Raw genomic sequence first — 1,167 nt, forward strand, 5'->3', positions numbered from 1 at the left:
AATACAAGTGCAAGCGAGATTTTACAGCAAATTACTCAGCAAAATCTTCAAGACAACAACCTCATTACTTAAGAGAGTTGAAACTCTAGGCACTGTAAAGTGTAAACGCAGCACTCGAACTGACTTATTGAAAAACAGATTGCGACCAGAGCATGGCTTAGTCGTGCAGACACCAGAAGAAAACCTTGGTACCAAGTATGAATTTGGTCGAATAGTATGCTTTAACGGACGTTGAAACGATTTGAACTTCCAGAACTTCCTGGGTTACCTTATTCTAGAATTCATCCCCCAAGGAATGCTCACCACAGTAGTCATCCTCGCGTAGGCGGGGATCCATTGTTTTTGACCGAAACCTTATTAATTCGATTACTTCTGTAGCTTCAAATGCTGCCTATTAATCAAGACACTGGATTCCCGCCTACGCAGGAATGACTGGTTTTTTTTTGGGGGGGGGCTTGAACGTCAACTTAGCGAACTTTCAAGGCTTTGATATTTTGTTTGGTCATGTCGCGCTCTGTATTACAAGCTGTAAAATCGGCTTTGAGCCGATACATATAAAATTAGAGCGTATCGCCCTCCGATAATATAGACACATTCACCTGGCCCAATTTTTCTCTCAGCTTTTCTCTATCAACAAGCTTAGCCTGTACTGCGCTAGGCAGTTCGGTAAACAAAATAATACCTTTCTGCACCAGCAAGGAGATGAGATCTTCCGTCACTCTGGCCAAGTCAGCATCGCTATTCTGCAGCGCTAAAAATAAAGCCTCCTTTTCTTGCTGATCCATCATCATGCCCTTTCGTCCAGGAACTTAGTTACTTTAGGGGATATCGTAATATTTTGAGACAAGTGATCCAGCAAACTACCCTGCAGGTACAACAGCTCATACTTAATCAAATACAAGTCATATCGCGCCTCACTACTTAAACGCTTAGCATTTAATAGTTCATTCTCGGCATCCAGCAGATCAATCAAGCTTCGCTGGCCAATATCAAACTGCTTAATGTAGGCTCGCTTAGTGTTTTCTGCCGATTCTGCATAATCCTGAAGTAAGGCGTAACGAGTCGATAAACTCTGGTAACGATGCCAAGCCTGCTCAGCCGCTAAGCTTAACTCACGCTGCGCATCTTCCATGCTATACCCTGCCCGCTTAACACGCAGAGCAGCCT

General features: G+C 43.6%; 3 protein-coding genes. 1 reads left to right on the forward strand and 2 read right to left on the reverse strand.

Annotated features, from left to right (window positions below; translation table 11 throughout):
* The coding region (locus tag A3735_RS31750) for a hypothetical protein (protein ID WP_231882484.1) at positions 1-235 on the forward strand (235 nt) is incomplete at its 5' end.
* A 325-nt stretch (positions 236-560) separates the two neighbouring features.
* Here A3735_RS31750 and A3735_RS07515 read toward each other — a convergent pair.
* Together A3735_RS07515 and A3735_RS07520 are read right to left on the reverse strand one after the other, a co-directional pair.
* A complete protein-coding gene (locus tag A3735_RS07515) occupies positions 561-791 on the reverse strand; it encodes a hypothetical protein (RefSeq protein WP_156499503.1) in 231 nt (76 codons plus the stop codon).
* Positions 788-1,167: TolC family protein (locus tag A3735_RS07520; protein WP_197485739.1), on the reverse strand; the 380-nt coding region annotated here is incomplete at its 5' end. The genes A3735_RS07520 and A3735_RS07515, both read right to left, overlap by 4 nt.

The organism is Oleiphilus sp. HI0061, assembly GCF_001635675.1.

Bases quoted from the DNA above. Each gene is read 5' to 3' on its own strand.
- A3735_RS07515 (WP_156499503.1), bottom strand. From the start codon at position 791: ATGATGATGGATCAGCAAGAAAAGGAGGCTTTATTTTTAGCGCTGCAG.